The organism is Pseudomonas sp. GM50 (assembly GCF_000282375.1).
GTDB lineage: Bacteria > Pseudomonadota > Gammaproteobacteria > Pseudomonadales > Pseudomonadaceae > Aquipseudomonas.
The window spans coordinates 48,822-65,943 of the sequence record NZ_AKJK01000104.1 but is presented as its reverse complement, the minus strand read 5'-3'; the positions used below and the strand labels follow the sequence as shown (position 1 = coordinate 65,943).

General features: G+C 52.0%; 15 protein-coding genes. 10 read left to right on the top strand and 5 right to left on the bottom strand.

The window, feature by feature from the left end:
* Positions 1-68 precede the first annotated feature (68 nt).
* Positions 69-1,931, top strand: coding sequence for a sigma-54-dependent Fis family transcriptional regulator (locus PMI30_RS05360; protein ID WP_008013392.1), 1,863 nt, complete (start codon positions 69-71; stop codon positions 1,929-1,931).
* Between the two features lie 477 nt (positions 1,932-2,408).
* On the opposite strand, the gene PMI30_RS32230 is transcribed toward PMI30_RS05360, so the two are convergent.
* The 3 genes from PMI30_RS32230 to PMI30_RS05370 all read right to left on the bottom strand — a co-directional run bounded on the left by PMI30_RS32230 (position 2,409) and on the right by PMI30_RS05370 (position 4,755).
* Positions 2,409-2,624, bottom strand: coding sequence for a helix-turn-helix domain-containing protein (locus tag PMI30_RS32230; protein ID WP_443216316.1), 216 nt, complete (start codon positions 2,622-2,624; stop codon positions 2,409-2,411).
* A gap of 687 nt (positions 2,625-3,311) precedes the next feature.
* Positions 3,312-3,947: a YbhB/YbcL family Raf kinase inhibitor-like protein gene (locus PMI30_RS05365; protein ID WP_008013388.1), complete on the bottom strand. Its 636-nt coding sequence runs from the start codon at positions 3,945-3,947 to the stop codon at positions 3,312-3,314.
* A gap of 388 nt (positions 3,948-4,335) precedes the next feature.
* On the bottom strand, positions 4,336-4,755 hold the full coding sequence (locus PMI30_RS05370; RefSeq protein WP_008013387.1) for a VOC family protein: 420 nt from the start codon (positions 4,753-4,755) through the stop codon (positions 4,336-4,338).
* 308 nt (positions 4,756-5,063) lie between these two features.
* Here PMI30_RS05370 and PMI30_RS05375 point away from each other — a divergent pair, with 308 nt between their 5' ends.
* The 6 genes from PMI30_RS05375 (at position 5,064) to PMI30_RS0129920 (ending at position 12,423) form a co-directional block, all read left to right on the top strand.
* Positions 5,064-5,897 (top strand): MaoC family dehydratase N-terminal domain-containing protein, encoded by an 834-nt coding sequence (locus PMI30_RS05375; protein ID WP_008013384.1) that lies wholly within the window; start codon positions 5,064-5,066, stop codon positions 5,895-5,897.
* Entirely contained in the window at positions 5,887-7,095 is a 1,209-nt protein-coding gene (locus PMI30_RS05380; RefSeq protein ID WP_008013382.1) for a CaiB/BaiF CoA transferase family protein, read from the top strand. The genes PMI30_RS05375 and PMI30_RS05380 overlap by 11 nt, the downstream gene beginning before the upstream one ends.
* Before the next feature lie 36 nt (positions 7,096-7,131).
* The gene (locus PMI30_RS05385; RefSeq protein WP_008013380.1) at positions 7,132-8,670 is read left to right on the top strand and encodes a 3-hydroxyacyl-CoA dehydrogenase; all 1,539 of its coding nucleotides are present in this window, start codon (positions 7,132-7,134) and stop codon (positions 8,668-8,670) included.
* A gap of 142 nt (positions 8,671-8,812) precedes the next feature.
* On the top strand, positions 8,813-10,126 hold the full coding sequence (locus tag PMI30_RS05390; protein WP_008013378.1) for an MFS transporter: 1,314 nt from the start codon (positions 8,813-8,815) through the stop codon (positions 10,124-10,126).
* Positions 10,127-10,164: 38 nt separating this feature from the next.
* Complete coding sequence (locus tag PMI30_RS05395; protein ID WP_008013376.1) at positions 10,165-10,935, top strand: SDR family NAD(P)-dependent oxidoreductase; 771 nt, start codon at positions 10,165-10,167, stop codon at positions 10,933-10,935.
* 141 nt (positions 10,936-11,076) lie between these two features.
* The gene (locus PMI30_RS0129920; RefSeq protein WP_032836061.1) at positions 11,077-12,423 is read left to right on the top strand and encodes an OprD family outer membrane porin; all 1,347 of its coding nucleotides are present in this window, start codon (positions 11,077-11,079) and stop codon (positions 12,421-12,423) included.
* Between the two features lie 56 nt (positions 12,424-12,479).
* On the opposite strand, the gene PMI30_RS05400 is transcribed toward PMI30_RS0129920, so the two are convergent.
* Together PMI30_RS05400 and grxB are read right to left on the bottom strand one after the other, a co-directional pair.
* Positions 12,480-13,271, bottom strand: a complete 792-nt coding sequence (locus PMI30_RS05400; RefSeq protein ID WP_008013373.1) for an IclR family transcriptional regulator — start codon at positions 13,269-13,271, stop codon at positions 12,480-12,482.
* Between the two features lie 816 nt (positions 13,272-14,087).
* Positions 14,088-14,732: a glutaredoxin 2 gene (gene grxB, locus PMI30_RS05405; protein ID WP_008013371.1), complete on the bottom strand. Its 645-nt coding sequence runs from the start codon at positions 14,730-14,732 to the stop codon at positions 14,088-14,090.
* Positions 14,733-14,895: 163 nt separating this feature from the next.
* Here grxB and PMI30_RS05410 point away from each other — a divergent pair, with 163 nt between their 5' ends.
* From PMI30_RS05410 to PMI30_RS05415, 3 genes are all read left to right on the top strand, one after another.
* Entirely contained in the window at positions 14,896-15,798 is a 903-nt protein-coding gene (locus PMI30_RS05410; protein WP_008013370.1) for a LysR family transcriptional regulator, read from the top strand.
* A gap of 343 nt (positions 15,799-16,141) precedes the next feature.
* A complete protein-coding gene (locus PMI30_RS30880; RefSeq protein ID WP_008013368.1) occupies positions 16,142-16,372 on the top strand; it encodes a cytochrome b in 231 nt (76 codons plus the stop codon).
* Between the two features lie 65 nt (positions 16,373-16,437).
* Positions 16,438-17,088, top strand: coding sequence for an alpha-ketoglutarate-dependent dioxygenase AlkB family protein (locus PMI30_RS05415; protein WP_008013367.1), 651 nt, complete (start codon positions 16,438-16,440; stop codon positions 17,086-17,088).
* Positions 17,089-17,122 lie beyond the last annotated feature (34 nt).

Genomic DNA, 17,122 nt, shown 5'->3' with positions numbered 1-17,122 from the left:
TTGTCGCGCCACGGCTATCAGCTTTTAATGAGAGACACAAAAATTAGAATGTAACCGCGGAGGCCTTCATGCCCTCTAGCTACTCAAAGGCTCATGTTGATCATGTGAGTCGAATTTTGCGTACTGCTGATCGGGCACCTACCTTGCCCGTACCTTTCATCATCGTCGACTCGTGGCGACGATCGATGCAGAACTATCATCTTGATCCCGGTTCTTTGCAGGGGCCGCGCATTCTTGAGTCATTTCAGCTAACGCAACAGCGCCAGCGCGTGGACGAGTTTCTGCGAATTGCCGGCGATGAAATGTCGAGGCTCCACGGCCGGGTCAGTGATGCAGACTATTGCGTCATGTTGACCGACACACAGGGGTGCACCATCGACATGCGGATAGAGTCCAGCATTCGGGGGGAATACCGGCGCTCGGGCATGGATCTCGGAACCTGTTGGTCGGAGAGTGAGGAGGGCACCACTGGAGTGTGCTCGGTACTAATAAATCAGGAACCAGTGACCGTTCACAAGAATGAGCACTTCCGCGCAGCCTTCATTGGCATCACCTGCTCAGCAGCGCCCATTTTTTCACCCTCCGGCGAGCTGATTGCAGTCATTGATGTTTCAGCCATGGGGGCGCCGGATGACCGTCGTAGTCAGCATCTGATCCGTCAGATCGTGATACAAAGTGCCAGAGATATTGAAAATGCATTTTTCATGTACAGCACCCAGGATCTTTGGGTGCTGAGGGGGCATGCCCTTGCCGGGTATGTCGATAGCCAGCCCGAATTTCTATTTGCCTGGGACAATGATGGTGTTCTTCGAGCACTCAACCCCGCGGCTAAACGCTTTCTCATTCGGCTGCATGGAAGGCTTCCACAAACTGTATGTGAAGCCTTCTCATCGGCACGGCTCCCTTCATCGACCGATGATAGCTTGCACCACCTCCCATTACTCGACCTGTACGTCCGGTTAAAAGCGCCACGCCGTCCAATGACTGTGAGTGTGCCAAACCGCCAGGAAATCGATCCGCGTTTAGCCCAGGCGTTGAGCCTTGCAGTTCGAGTTAAGGATCGTGGTCTGCCGGTGCTCATCCACGGTGAAACTGGGGTCGGTAAAGATTACTTTGCTCGCCAGTTGCACGATGCGGGTGCACGAAGAGACAAACCTTTCGTGGCCATCAATTGCGCCGCAATACCTGAGGGGTTGATCGAGAGTGAACTCTTCGGCTACAGCGCGGGTGCGTTCACTGGAGCGTCCAACAAGGGCATGCGTGGTTTGCTGCAGCAGGCTGACGGTGGGACAGTCTTCCTTGATGAGATCGGGGACATGCCGCTTTCACTGCAAACTCGACTGCTCAGAGTGCTGAGTGAAGGTGAAGTCGCGCCACTAGGCTCGGCGCGAAGGGAGTCTGTCGACATTCAGATCATCTGTGCAAGCCACCGCGATCTTTCAAGGCTGGTGGCGGCCGGCACGTTCCGCGAAGACCTTTATTTCCGTTTGAATGGAGCGAGGTTCGACCTTCCACCATTGCGCGAACGGAGCGATAAGCTGTCCATCATTACCAAATTGCTTGACGAAGAATCGGAGCGTGCAGGGGTTAACTACAGTCTTAGTGATGCAGCGCTAGAAATGCTGCTCAATTACGCATGGCCCGGGAATGTACGCCAGCTCCATCATGTTTTGAGATATGCCTGCGCCATCGCCAATGAGACGCTCATAGGGGTCGCTGATCTACCCGAATTACTAGGAGTAGCGGCGCCTTCCCTTGCCCATGAGACCTCAAGTGGTACCCCTGAACGACAGCTCTTGTTCGATGCCTTGGTACGTAATCGATGGAAGCCTGTGCTGGCAGCGCAGGAGCTGAGAATCTCTCGTGCGACCCTGTACCGCCGAGTGAATCAATACGGTATCAAGATGCCTGGAAAGGGGTCATATGAATGACTCTGTTAGAGCTTGTGCCAGGCTCACTCGCTACCGGCACGTTGGTTGAATCGCTACCTATCTATTGTGGAGTGCTGGTCGGTAGGCATCTATTGATAGCGTTCAAACACCACTTCGTTGTACTGAAAGGTATGCTCCCAGGTGGGTATCGAGACAAACCCTTCTCAAGATGCACAAGGTATTGTCTATTGCCATGGTGTCTTGGATGCTAAGGAGGCGGGCTTCAATCTTGTAAAGCTGAGTCCCCTGATACAAAGAATGGAAAGCGAAATTTGGCTCCGACACCGTCGAGTCCTAGCTGACCAGGTAACTTGGGACTGAGTATAAACAAGGGGCTTTCGTAGGCCCTTTCGTTCTGAAGCTGTTATTCGTCGATGATACGGTTCAGAAGTGAACGTTCTGGTTTTGTAACATTGTTTTTTGACGAGTCATCACTGACTCAATCAGCGAAGCCTTCGCGTCTCGCAGACGGATGAGTTATCCAATTTTCGATGGTAGATAGCCAAAACGTTGTCGAAAACGCTCAGCAAAACGAGCTCGGGATTTGTATCCGCAGGCCTCGGATATCCGTGAGATGCTCCATCCCGTTGTTTGAATGAGCATAAGTGCATGGTGCATCCTCACGTCCACCAGCAAATCCTCAAATCGAGCCTGTTCCGTCGCCAAGCGTCGACGCAAGGTCGCCTCACTCATAGCAAGTGAACGTCCAGCAGCGCTGGCAGTCCATCTATGATCGGGTGTTTCAGCAATTAACGACCGAATTCGTCCAGCAATACCTGGCGTCTGGTTTCGCTGGAAGTAATAGCCACGCTCTGCCAACCCTGCAAGCAAATCAAGCAAGCGGTATCGAAGCCGCTCCTCACTAAGGCCTGGAGCCTCAATGCTTGAGTATACGAATCGCAAGGTTGACTCAAGCTCATCGTCCAGCGACACCTGCTGGAAGCATGAACTACCGTTTCTCGGTAGGGGCGAAGGCCTATTCCGGTGAAAGAGCTCAAGAAGCTCAGGCGAAAAACTCAAGAAAATAGACCGAAACCGTTGCTCTCGACCTCCCGGGGTTTTCAGTAGATTGGCGCATGTTCCCGCATCTACAAAAAGCAGCGAGTCACTGCTACTGATTGATAGGGCAGTGTCCTTGCAAGTTAGATCCAAAGTCCCTGAAGCAATCAGGAGCAAGCTGCCCTTTTGGAAAAAGAAGTTGGGTGTGTGTCGTGGACGGTTCAACGAAGGCTGAGCCAGGCTGCACAAGTGGCGTTTTTGTATAGGCTCGTTGGCAGATAGTAAGTGCCGATGAGCCATCCCCTCCGATGGTTCGGAAAGGAGGGAGGTCACTCGGTGTTGTTGCGTGACGTTATTCGGCATTTCTGAGTGGTTACTCGCTCAGTCGCGCAGGTGGGTGGGGTTTAACGTGTAGAGGCCAGTCAGGCTCGCCCGGCCAAGGATCACTGCCTTATTCAGCGCCAGTTGAACATTCGCTCCCGAAAGCTCTCCTTCTACGCTCAGTGTCTGCGATGCAAGTGCGTAAACGGTGAACACATAGCGGTGAACGATGCTGTCATTCCATGGCGGGCAAGGCCCATCGTAACCAAAGTAAGTGCCGCTCATTTGCTCATCATTAGCGAACCAGCCGGTGTAGTCATTGATCCCATGACGCCATCCTCCGGGTGCGGATGGCCCGGTTTTGCCTCGTGGTTGGACGCCACTTGCTTGGGAGCCGGCAGGAATTTGTGAGACGCCAACCGGAATGTCTAACAGAAGCCAGTGGAAGAAGTCGATACGAGGCAAGGTAGCCGCAATCTCTCGCCCCTCTTGATTCACGTCGTCCCCTTGGCTCGGTACGTCGGTGTCATGACAGATCACCACAAAAGAGTTTGTCCCTTCTGGAACATCACTCCACGCGAGGTGAGGATTTTTGTTCGTTGATAGCTCGATACGTGAAGTGGCGTTTGGAATCGCGAATGAGAACTCCCCTGGAATGTACCCGCCGTTAAGGAAGCTTTGACTGGATATCTGCATTTGATTGCTCCACGACATGCGTTGATGGTGAGGCGGGAGATATTAGGGGAAGGTGGCGTGTGGGATGTTATCTGATCCAATCAAATTAGAAGTCGATCCGATCAATTTGATGGTCTCTGGGGTGTTCACGCTGTTTTACGAAAGCTCCTCAACACCGACATGGTTCAACTTCATGTGGGCAAGGATCTTTTTGGAGGTAAGGGCGGGCGCCGATCTATGCCCCGAAGCGGCCGGGGTTCTAGCGAAATTGAACTGCTGAGAGGGCTCGGCGAAGGCGAGACACGCCTAAGGCGATTAAATAGGAGATAAGACTGCCGTTGCGCTCTAAGCGCCCGTTCGAAACCAGGGCGCAAAGAGCTACTTCAAAATCAATATGCAGTTCAACGGCTCATTTCTGGATGGGCTGATGAACCTCAATGATGTTGCCATCCGGGTCTTGCAAGAAGATCTGGTACCAGTTCGCCATGGCCCAAACACCATAGTCCGCATACGGAATCTTCAGCTCTTCCAGGCGTTTTTTGAAGCCTTCGATATCGTCCGTTCGGAAACAGAAATGGCCGCTGTGCAGAGGGTTGATTGCCTGGTTCATGCGGAAGCTGAGGTCGATGTCCTTGGTCGCCAGGTGGAACTCAACAGCCCCGTCAGTCACGAAATCGACTTCCGCACTGTAGCCATGGGCCGTATCGGTGTTGCAACGCACGTGCTCTTCATCCTCGATGCGATCGAGGTCGAAAATGGAACGGTAAAACGACGAAAGGCGACCGACGTTTTCCGAGCAGAGGTTCATGTGATGGAAATGAAATTTCATGGCTGATCCTTCGAATTGTATTTGGAAGTAAGGGGCTCATGCCTTGGTACATCCCGCGCCAGTAGGGCATCTGCGGGAGGGCTATGGCTCTGCTGACAGCCTTGATACCTCCTTGAGAGGTGGGCCAGTGGCTGCCGACGGGCTCATATTAAACAGATTCAGATATGAAATAATAGATGCAGCAATGAAATTTTGTTGTCGAATGTGTTTTACATCCTCCGCATTTCGCGTGATAGGATGCGCATACACAACAACAATTTCACCAGCGCATCGTTATTTGCGATCGCTAGGTAGAGGAGGAAAACTCCATGCGTGAACAATTCAACTCGGCACCAGGTCGACTCGAAACCTGCTCCATTAGCAACGCACGGCGTGTGGCTGCAATGCTGGATCTGCCTTCTGAGGGACTTGTAGAAGGTGCGGCTCTGCCTCGTGGTTGGCATTTCACATTGCTAGGAGCGGATACCCTTAGGTCTCAGTTGCGTGGAGATGGCTTTCCAGGGCTCGGGATTCCGCTTCCAGAATTGGGGCTTCCTCGCTTGCTACAGGCGGGACGGACTGTGACCTTTGATGGCGTTATCCCCATTGGCGCCAATATCACTCGACATAGCTCGATAGCCAGCCTCGAAAGGAAACCAACTCGGTCGGGCGAAATCGCTATCGTCGTCGTTGACCATCGATTGGTCGTTGTCGGTGAGATAGAGCCAGCTATCAACGAAACCCAAACGTTCTTTTTGTTGCCTGCGAGCTCCGAACGGCCCTCGTATGAAGCTGAGCCAGAGCCCATCACGCTGAGCCGACAGAAGTCCATCACCCCAGACGACACGCTGTTATTCCAATACTCGGCCTTAGGGTTCAACTCGCACAAAATCCACCTCGACAGGGCCTATGCACGGGAGGTCGAAGGGTTTCCAGATCTCGTTGTGAATGGGGGCCTGACAACCTTATTACTGACTGAGTATTTGCGAACCGAACTTAAGGTCACGCCCAAGCAGCTGAAAATTAAGTACACGGCGCCGTTGTTCAGTGGCCGCTCCTTGACCATCGCGGATGACAGCCAAGGCGATGTGCTGAACATCAAGGTGTTCAACAGCTACGGAAAAATGGCAGCGGAAATGGAGGTAGAAGCTTATGAATATTAAGCCTCTTAAAGGTATCCGTGTGCTGGATCTCACCAGTGTTGTCGTCGGCCCGGCGTGCTCTGCTCGGCTCGCGCAGTACGGGGCAGAGATCATTAAGGTGGAGAGCCCAGAGGGCGACCTGATGAGGGGGTTGGGTGGTGCCTCACCTACCGGCCAACACTCAGGCACCTACCTTCATCTTAATCGCGGTAAACGCAATATTTGTCTCAACCTGAAACAGGCCGGCGCACGTGAAGTGATGGATAGGCTGGTTGAAACAGCTGATGTGATCATTGCCAATATGCGGCCTCAGGCACTGGTCAAACTCGGAATCGATTCAGAGAGTATTCTGCGCCAGTACCCTGAAAAGATTTACTGCCTGATTACTGGGTACGGCACCGACGGCCCTTATGCAGGTGAGCCGACATACGACAGTGTTATCCAGGCGGCTACAGGCATGACTGGTCTCTCGCTTGCACGTGATGGGGTGCCACGGTATGTCCCGATGCTGATCTGCGACCATGTCGTAGGCGAGATAGCGGCAGGTTCGATCCTCTCCGCACTCTATCACCGCCGCGAAACCGGTCTGGGCGCTAGCCTGGAGATCCCTATGTTCGAAACCATGTCCGCGTTCGTGCTGCAAGAGCACTTGGCGCAACAGAGTTTTGATCCACCTATTGGGCCCGCTGGTGATCAGAGGCTCCTAAACCCCCACAACAAGCCAGTACAGACTGCCGATGGGTGGATTTCATTTACGGTCAATACCGACGCTCAGGTCATCGCCTTTTTAGAGACGGTTGGAAAACCAGATCTTATTGGTGATCCGCGGTTCTCCTCGGTCGCTGGGCGTGCAGAAAACGTGAAGGAGTGGTTTGAGATCCGAGGGGCGCCTCTGCTTGATAAGACGACAGCGCAATGGCTGGCCGACTTTCGGACTGCAGACCTAGCAGCAAAACCCTGTCACACGCTCGAGACGCTCCCTAACGATCCTCATCTCCAGGCCGTGGGACTTATCGACTATGAGACCCACCCCACGGAAGGAAAGGTTGCTTGCATACGTTCCACGATCAGCTTCAACGGTAGTTACTTGGATGCCGGTGCCCCAAGCCAGCCGAAGGGTTGGGAGACCAGAAAGCTGCTTGAGGAGTTGGGCTTCGATTCTGAGGCTATCGACGATCTGGTCTCGACCCGGGCGGCCTTGGTAGCTCAAAGGGTTTAGCGGGTACCGAAAACAACAAGACGTGAAGGTGAAGCAATGAACGAATCACGGGCAGAAAACATCAGAACAATGGGTATTGTCGGTGCCGGCGCAATGGGGCGAGGCATTGCCCAGATTGGGGTGCTGGCAGGCGTCAAGGTACTGATGTTCGATACCAATTCTGAGACGGTGCAGGCAGCCTACGACCAGGTGTGCTTGATGCTCGACAAGCTCACTAACAAGGGCAAGTTGGATGCGGAACACGCGGTGATTGCCAAGTCATGCTTGTGCCAATCGACTTCGATTGCTGAGTTGGCTGACTGTGACCTTGTCGTCGAAGCTGTGGTGGAACGCATCAATGTAAAGCAGGAGATTTTTCAGAACCTGGAAAAGGTTGTGTCTGAAGCCTGCATTTTGGCTACAAACACCTCATCTCTGTCCATCACCGAGATAGCCAGTGCTTGCGCCTATCCAGCTAGGGTCGTGGGGTTTCACTTTTTCAACCCCGTGCCGTTGATGAAGGTAGTTGAGATCATCGATGGAGTGCATACCGATCCAGCTGTATCCAGCGATCTCATCGCTTTTGCTCGACGTCTCGGCCACACGCCGGTGCGAGCAAAGGACATGCCTGGATTCATCGTGAACCATGCCGGGAGAGCGATGAATACGGAAGGGCTGAAGATATTGGGCGAGGGCGTGGCTACCTGTGAGCAGGTTGATGCGATCATGCGCCAACAAGCTGGGTTCAAGCTGGGGCCGTTTGAGTTACTTGACCTCACAGCGCTCGATGTCTCTCAGCCGGTGATGGAATCGATCTACCACCAGTTTTACGAGGAACCTCGTTTCCGTCCATCGCCCATTGCCCGGGTCAGGCTCGCTGGAGGACTGCTCGGACGTAAAAGTGGTAGAGGCTTCTACAGCTATGAAGAGGGTAGGCAGGTAGTTTCTGATGATCAGCCGGCCCCCTCGGTGTTGCCACGCACTGTATGGGTCAGTAATCGATATCCTGAGGCTGCGGCTCAAGTACGCGCCCTTGTTGAGAGCGCAGGAATAGAGAGCGATGACGGACAGCGGCCTGGGCCTGGTTCACTCATCGTCGTTACACCGTTTGGTTCTGATGCCACCACCTCTGCCGTAGCGGAGGCATTGGACGCGAGTCGTGTTATCGCCGTGGACGCTTTGTTTCCTTTTAAGCAAGGACGACGGCGAACTCTGATGACCACGCCGGCGACTCATCGGTCAGCGAGGAACGAGGCTCATGCGCTTTTTGCTCATGATGAGTCACCGGTCACAGTGATCAATGATTCAACAGGATTTGTGGCTCAACGCATCGTAGCGCTGATTGTGAATGTCGGGTGCGACATTGCTCAGCAGGATATTGCCTCTCCCTCGGACATTGACCTCGCTGTAGAGCTTGGGCTCGGCTATCCGATGGGCCCATTCGAGCTTGGAGATCATTTCGGGCCAAAGGTCATTCTGGAGATTTTGAGCAATATCCAGCAAGGGCTTGGCGATCCCCGTTATCGACCATCTCCCTGGCTTGCTAGACGAGCAATGTTGAACATTCCGCTGAGGCATGCTGAAAGAGTTATTTGAACCGTTGCAAATGTGAAGGTGTTTTAAAGGGAATTAATGGAGCTGGAGGAGTGTGAATTTCACAGGCTCTGTACAGCCTGGCTTTCGTGCAAAGTTATAAGCGAAATACTGTAAAAACGAAAAATAATTACAAGAGGTTTTTATGAAAGAGGCTACGTTGGATCAAGTTGAAACCAGGCCGGAAAGTTCTATGGCTGTAAGGGCTACGATAGCCAGTTCAGTCGGTGCGGCGTTGGAGTGGATTGACTTTGCAGCATATGGTGCTGTTGCTGCGACAATTTTTCCTAAGCTGTTCTTCTCTGCAATGGATCCTAATATGGGGATCCTAGCAGCCTTCATTACATTTGGTATTGGCTTCTTCGCTCGACCTTTGGGCGGGATTTTCTTTGGAATGCTCGGAGATAAAATCGGCCGCAAGAATATTTTGCTCTATACATTGTGCCTGATGGGTGGTGCTTCATTCTTAATAGGATGTCTTCCTACTTATCAAACGATAGGAATAGCTGCTCCAATTTTTCTGGTGGCTTTACGTTTCTTCCAAGGCTTTGCTTTGGGAGGTGAGGCCACCGGGGCGCAGTTGATGACGATGGAACATGCTCCGAAGTCGAAGCGGGGCCTCTATGGGTCGTTCATTAATATAGGATCATCATTCAGCTCAGCCTGCGCCAACGGGATGATGTTCGCTCTTATCGCTGTAATGGGTATTGTCGAATTTGAGTCTTGGGGCTGGCGTATCCCGTTTTGGATGAGTTTTCTCCTGGTTATCGTCGGCGTCTACATTCGTATGCGTGTTACGGAAACACCAGCCTTTCAGAAAGCTCAGAGTCAGGGTGTTACTGAAAAGGTTTCTGCATTCGATGTTTTCAAACAATATCCAAAAACCATCCTGCGACTTTTGATTATCTGGTGTGCACCAACTGCATGCTTCTATGTTATTACCGTTTTCTCACTCAGCTACTTGACTAAAAATTTAGGCATGGACAGTCAGAGCGCCTTTTTGTGCTTGGCTGGTGCAAACCTGTTAGCCGTTGTTATGGTGATTTCTGGGGGAGCATTGAGCGATAAGTTCGGTCGTAAGCCCATCATGTTGATCTCGTCAGTCCTGATGTTGATCGTTTCTATGTTCTATTTCTCAATGCTGGATACGAAGAACTGGTACGTGATTTTTGCCGCTATGGCAATGTTTGTAGGTTTCCTGCAAATCCAGTCGGGCGTGCAACCTGCTTTCTTCGCCGAACCGTTTCCTACAAAGGTTCGTTACTCTGGATCTGCAGCTGCCTATACAGGCGCAAATTTAGTAGCCGGCGGCCCGACACCTTTCCTTGTAGCCTGGTTGCTACAAAACGGTGGTGGGTCGACGTTACCCGTGACTATTTTCTGCGGGGTGATCATCTGTCTGGCACTCGTTGCGATTATCTGCAGCCCGGAAACTCGCCATCTTGAAATGTCCCGATAGTTCTGTTTAACAATAATTTACTTAGTGGAGCTTCAATCATGATCCTTAAAGATAAGGTATGTGTAATCGTCGGAGCCGCGTCTTTACGAGGGATTGGCTACGCGGCTGCCGGCCTTTTCGCAAGTCAGGGCGCAATCGTTGTGGCAGTCGATTTGGCGATGAATGACGATGTCGCATCTACCATCAAGCATTCCATTGATGAAAAGTATGGGATTGACAGTGTTTTGATTGGGCGTAAGTGCGATATCTCTAGTTCGGCTGAGTGTGCTGATCTTTTGGACAGTGTAGCTAGTCAGTTTGGTAAAGTTGATGCTTTGGTTAACTGTGCGGGGATCGTGCAATCGCTTTCAGTGCTGTCCATAAACGAATCCGACTTTGACCGGATGATCAGTGTGAATCTGAAGGGCGCTTTCAATCTTGCTAAAGAGACATTGCGAGTTATGAAACCTCAAGGCTTCGGCTCGATAGTGAATGTCGCCTCTGTTGCCGCTCAGCGTGGCGGTGGCCTGGTGGGTGGCGCTCACTACGCGGCCTCTAAGGGGGGAGTCATCAGTCTTACCAAAACGATTGCGAGGGAGTTTGGAGTTGACGGTATTAGGGCGAATATCGTGTGCCCATCAATGACCGAAACAGGGATGATTGATGGCATGAGCCCGGAAAAATATAAGGAGATAGTCTCGGCCATTCCCTTGCAGCGTGCAGGGCATGCTGAGGATATCGCCGGCGCCTGCCTATTCCTCGCTTCTGACTTTTCCTCCTATATCACGGGGACAACATTAGATGTCAATGGTGGTAGTCACATCCACTAATAGGCTGTTCACATAGTTTAATAACGCTATCTTTTAATTGTTAATTCAATAGTTTGGCTATTGCGATGGCGTATACCTGTGCGCGCAATAGTCAAACTAGAGTCGCCTGAAAACAAAAATAATGGTCAAGGGGCTTCACGAATGAAAAGTAATCAGGTCGTTGTGGCTGCATCCATCTCTCTGCTGAGCTTGAATTGTTTGGCGGCGGGGTTTCTTGAGGATTCAAAGTCTTCAGTCGGGTTGCGGACTTTGTATTTCGAAAATGATAATAGAGAAACTGGAGGCGCCGATCAGCGGCAAACTGCCCAAGGAGCGAGAGTTGATTTCGTGTCGGGGTTTACGCAAGGCACAGTAGGCTTTGGGTTGGATGTCCAAGGGCTCTTGGGCTTAAGTCTTGGCGGTGGTATAGATCACCAGTCTCCGGCGACCGTCAACACGGTAACTCCCGTGGATTCGGACGGTTCGCCTGTGTCTAGTTGGACGCGCGCCGGCGGGAATGTCAAAGCCAAATACTCTAAGTCTGAGCTTGCAGTAGGGACGGCAATCGCTCCGAATCTACCGATCCTGGTCGCCAACGATTCCAGAGTTATGCCTCAAAATTTCGAGGGTGGAATGCTAACGTCCAAGGAATGGGATGGATTGACATTGACTGGGGGTAAGCTTACGCAAGGTGCCAGTCGAGCTTCCAGTAACTATTCGGGGCTTGCTGTCAGTGGCGGCAGTAAAGGTTCGAATGACTTTACTTTCGTGGGAGGCGATTGGAAGCCGAGAGCGGATCTGCTTCTGCAGTATTATCACTCCAATTTGGAAAACTATTACTCGCAAGATTTCTTTGGTCTGGTGCACGTTTTCAATATTGCCGAGAATCAATCTCTAAAGTCAGATCTAAGATATTTTAAGAGTGACTCGGATGGAAAAAATGGCTCGGGCGGGTATTTGTTCAATAACGCTGGGGGATACGCCGATACTCCAGGTAAAGTCGACAACAAGACATGGTCGGCAATGTTCACATATTCTCTAGGCTCCCACGCTTTGATGTTAGGTCATCAGAGGGTAAGTGATGATGGGGCAATGGTTTATATTAGTAGCGGAAATGTCCGGGGTGGGAACGGCAGCTTGGAGGGAGAAGGAGGTGCCAGTGTCTACCTGTTCACTGACTCATTAATCAATGCGTTTGTGCGGGCAGGGGAAAACACAACATTTGGCCAGTATTCATATGATTTTGCTGGCGCTGGAGTGCCGGGACTAAAGGCGTCTTTGGTGTACCTCAGGGGAGATGACATCAAGGATGCAAAGGGGAGTGGCAAGGAGTATAGCGAGTGGGAGAGAGACATGCGCTTAGACTATGTTTTACAAAGCGGCCCGCTCAAGAATCTTGCTTTTTCTCTGCGTCGAGGTAACTTCCGAACTGAAGTGCCGAATACTCAGGGCGGCATCGATTATGATCAGACCCGTTTGTACGTGAACTACACTTACGCCTTTAAGTAGCAGCCTGACATGCTGCGTCGGTTTCGTTATCCGACGCAGCAGAGTCGTGGTAGATCTTAGTGAACTCCACCTGCCCTATTCGATAGAAGTAGAGCGGCAGCTTCCAACGCACTTTGAACCTCTGCTATGGATTTTCGTTTTGACTGATCGATTCGTTCTGCATAGGGGACAGTCAAGGCAGCAATAGCATGGTTCTGCGAGTCGAGGATCGGGAAGCTTACTGCGTATAGCCCGCGAACCTGGATACTATGTGCTGATTCATAACCATTCGTAGCAATGCGATCAAGGATATGGTCTAGCTGAGGATCGGCATGCTCTGGGTTGCGTGACAAGGACTCCTCAATACGCAACGCCCGAACACCTTTATCTTGGAATGCTAAAAGCACTCGCCCTGAGGCAGAAACAATAACGTCGAGTTCGGCGCCGACACGTACACTGAATCCCATCCCGCTGGGCACATCTACTTTAGCTATAACCATTTGCTTGCCTTGACCATAGAGGGTCAGGTGGCAGGACTGATCAAGCTCACTGGAGAGCTTGTGCATTATTGGTCTGGCTTCATTTAGAAGCCGGTGAGTTGGCGGGTTCTTGTGCGCCAATTCAAAAATCTTATTGGTAATGATGTAGGTGTCGTCCACCAGTGCGACATAATTTCTGCCAACCAGGCAGTTAATCATTCGGTAGACTTCACCAACACTTCTACCTAATCTTTGTGCAATTTCGCGCTGGGATAAAGGTTGCTCTGTCTCGCAGAGCATCTCCAGGATATCCAGACCCTTTTCAAGAGCGGGAGCTGCGTAGGCTTTGCTTTCAGATTCTGAGTTCTTGTTTGCGTTGTCGTCTTTCATTGTTTGATCGCCTAGGGCTTCTCTCAGGAACGATTGGGCTAACCCGCAGTCAAGGAATGATTATACATTTTTAGTGGGTGTTCGAAAGCCGGAATTTCGTGTGCATGAGTTTTTATCATTCTTGGTGGTTACCAGAGGTGCCAAGGACTGTCGAGGGTATTTTGTTGGGGCTAAATGCGTAAAATGGCCTAATTAAGAGGGTGTATCTAATGGTGGGTTTAATTTAGTTAGTTGGCATTTATGTTTAAAGTTGGCAGACATTCTTGAATGTTAAAAACGAGTGCCGATGTCTAACCCAGCACCGTGGATCCGAGAATACGATGTTTGTCTATTCTTGGAGGTAGGGGAACCTGTCGGTAGAATTTTTCTATATGAAAAGCGAATCGTGCGTAGTCAAACAAGCTATCTATGAATTCAGAGTGGCCCATTGTTGAGCAACCCGCGATCATCTAACCGATGGCGGTAAGTGCCTGAACCTATGCCTAAACCTCTCCGCGAAGCGCGCGCGTGATCGATAATCACTAGCTTCCGCGACTCTTATGATGCTCCAGTCAGCTGCCTGAACAAGCATCAATCCATGGTGCATCTTCACGTCAACAAACAAATCCTCGAAGCGTGCATTCTCCTGTGCCAGGCGCCGACGCAGTGTCGCTTAGCAAGCTCAGCAGTGTTCGTTCAGCAGCGTTTGAATGGCCTCTTTGTCTTCAAAGCGCTGAAGCTTGTGCTGCATTGTGTCGGAAGGTGTCATATGTCCTTATTCCTTGTGTCCAGGCGTTGAGGGGATTTGCCGGTAATGACCACTTTATGCAAGAACAGCTAAATCGCTATTTGATCGTGCAGGTCGATGCCTACACGCTCCGCCATGCGCATGCGATAAGCTTCGACGGCGGGCGGGTATTCGATGCCACGCACGATCGACATGCTACGCAACGTTGCGAACAGGTGGATGTCATCTTCCGACAGTTCGCCGTTCACCGCGTCGGGTGACTTGATCAGGGGTTCGAGGGCCAGAAAATGACAGTTTATCTCGGCTATGTAGACGGGGCTGGCTGCCATACGCTCCTGGAAACTGCCGATCATGCGTTCCTTGTTGCGGGTGAAATACGCACGCGCCTCAGGTGTGGAGAACTCCTCGAAGTCTGCTGCTGACCAGCGTGGAAGCGCGAGGGAAAACAGCGGGCCGGATACGTCGCTGTTCCACTGCGCCAGCGCCTCGTTGCGAGGGCCGGTCAAGAGCGGGCGGCCATCCATTCCATCGATATGCGCGACGATATCCATGCTTTCGGCCAGGTAGTTGCCGGCGTCCTCCAGGATGGGGGCCATCTTCTTGCCAATCATGCGGGTTGGGGTCGCCTCATCGTTGTTCAACAAGATGACGAGATCGAAGGCCATGCCTTTGAGGCCGAAAATAGCGCGTGCTTTAACGCAGAAGGGGCAATGATCGTAAACGTAGAGCTGCATATAGTTTGAATCCTGAAAAAGTAGACGACGCGGCCGGGCGGTCGGAGCGCCGGGCGGGTGGAGCCCTATGCTGTAGAATTGAAGCGCCACTCTATGTGCTGCATGATTGAAAGAGAATCCCCGCAAGTGAGATCATGCCTTTCATAAATGAGAGGGTTGGCGTATGGATCTTAATGCGGTGCAAATGCTCGTAGCGGTCGTCCAGGCGGGAAGCATGACAGCGGGCGCCGAGCGGCTGGGGGTTCCACTGCCCACTGCCAGTCGCAGGATTCGTGCGCTGGAGCAGGCGCTTAAGGTCGAGTTGCTGGAACGCTCCACCAGGGGTGTGAAACTGACTGAAGCCGGCGCCCGCCTGTTCGAGCATGCCAGTCGAGGCCTGGACATCCTGCACGAGGGGCATGACGCCGTGGTAAGCGATCAGGCCCATATCAAAGGCAAGCTGCGCCTTTCCGTGCCTCCGTCATTCTCGCCCTGGTGGCCGCTGATCTCGGACTTTCAAAAAGATCATCCCGATATTCGCGTAAACCTGCTTTCGACGGAGCGTCGAGTTCACCCTGTCGAGGACGGCATAGACGTGGTACTGCGTGTGGGCGAGGTGGAACATGAAGCCTTGATCGTAAGGCACCTGCTCAAATACCGACACGTGCTGGTCGCCAGCCCCCAATTTCTGGCCAGCCATGGAAGGCCCGAACACCCGCATGATCTGAGCAGACTCCCCTGTGCAACCTGGAGCCTTGGCACAAACACCAGCATCACCTGGCGTTTCCCGAATGTGGCAGTGGCTCCGAACGCCGTGTTGTCGACAAATGACAGCATGCATCTTCTGCACAGTGTACTGGCAGGGGAGGTAATAACCGAGCTCCCACCCTTCATAGTCAAGGACGCGATTGAGCAAGGCTTACTTGTGCTGCTGCTGCGGGACTACCCACTGCCAGAATATGCATTGAACCTCTTGTACCCTGCGCATCGGCATCCTTCTACCGTCGTCCGCACCTACCTGGAGTATTGTCGCCGACGCATTCCGTCGCTTGTAGACGCATGCGATGTTGCCGCCATTCCAATCTAGGGACGCGAGGTCACTGACGTCGTTTCGCTCAGCCTGGACAGTTAGTGTGAAAGCCAGAGTGTGGGTGTAACCGCTGGGCATCGATGCGGCACCGCCGCGTCTTGTGTTGCTGCCAAAGATATTAGCCCTCGTGCACGTCTAGCGCCCAAAAATTCAAGTTCGTGTAGAGTTTTTTTCTGCTCAATTGAGACATTGCGTCTGTTTATCCGAGACTTTGTCACCTATATCATTGAGGCGCTTCTTCGCCGATTGCGGCTCTCATCATGATGCCCAGTGCCAGTACAGATTAATCGGTCATGGGCTATTGCGGCCTGAATCGATCCGAAACAGGTTTATCTCTTCTATGTGTCGATCCTTATCCGCCTCCAAGCCGATTCTCGTAGCTGGGCTGTTTGTGTTGCCTCCGCTGGCTGACCCCAATCCCGATCTCTACAATATCGTGAAGTATGTTCATACTTGGACAGCTTGGGCTTGTGGGGCATTGGTAAGCGGGCATCTGCTGATCGCGCTCAAACATCATTTGTTCGACAAAGATGAAGTGTTGGCGGGGATGCTGCCACGGAGTCAAAAATGAGTAGTTTTTCGGAAGTAATAGGCAACAGATTGCATAGCACTGCTTTCGTTTACCGGGAATAACCTATGTGGATCTCACCTAATACTGACCTGTTCAGCGAGCAGGCTCATCTTTTGAATCTGCTCCCAAAGGATGGGGTGCTTAATGATTACGGTCGTGTAATGGCTACCGAGGAGGGCGACAACTATTTCACCGAGCTGAGGGGAGATGTTGCCTGGCAGCCTGACTCGGCACTTTTGAATGGTCGCTTGATCAAGACTGCTCGAGAGGTTGTTTGGTACGCCGATAGTCCGTTCCGATACATTCATTCAGGGGTTGAACGCCAAGCTCTTCAGTGGCAAGGAGGCAGTTTGCTGCAGTTGAAACGTAAAATAGAGGAGCTGACCGTCCAGCGTTACAATTCTTGTTTGCTCAACCTCTACCATGACGGCTCCCAAGGAATAGGATGGCACGCTGACGTTGAAGCCATAGAGTCAAATGACGTCATCGCGTCTCTCAGCCTGGGGGCCGCACGAAAGTTTGCGCTCAAGCATAAAGCGACGGGTGAACTCCGTGAGCTTACGCTGGAGCACGGCCAGGTTATCGTGATGCGCGGCGAGACCCAGCGTCACTGGCTACATTCAGTTATGAAGACAAAGCAATCCGTAGGCCCACGAATCAGCCTGACGTTTCGATGCTTTCCGGAGCAATGGCGTACTCAGAGATACGGTGCATAAGGTCGGGGCGGAATTGCGACTCGACCCAGGTCTG